The sequence below is a fragment of the Flavobacterium sp. HJSW_4 genome (assembly GCF_042436695.1).
Lineage (GTDB): Bacteria > Bacteroidota > Bacteroidia > Flavobacteriales > Flavobacteriaceae > Flavobacterium.
This window is the reverse complement of the sequence record NZ_JBHNPP010000124.1, coordinates 1-218: the sequence shown is the minus strand read 5'-3', so window position 1 is coordinate 218 and position 218 is coordinate 1. Positions and strand designations below refer to the sequence as shown.

General features: G+C 44.5%; 1 pseudogene. It reads left to right on the top strand.

The annotated features are described in order from the left end of the window. A pseudogene (locus ACE01P_RS24530) lies at positions 1-218 on the top strand (type IV secretion protein Rhs); the annotation flags it as partial.

Sequence of the window (218 nt, the reverse complement as noted above, 5' to 3'; positions counted from 1 at the left end):
TCGGGGCATAATATAGAGATGGATATAAAATCGTTTTATGCCAATAATCTTCCCTATACGGTTCAGTACAACGAAAGTTGCTTTAAATTCTTAAACCGTCTGGCCAGACGCTACGGACAATGGTTTTACGACAACGGACGAAGGATTGTTTTTGGCGTTCCGGGCAGTGCAGGCGGGGAGCCTGAACTGGTCTACGGAGTCAATATGCAGAATTTTGA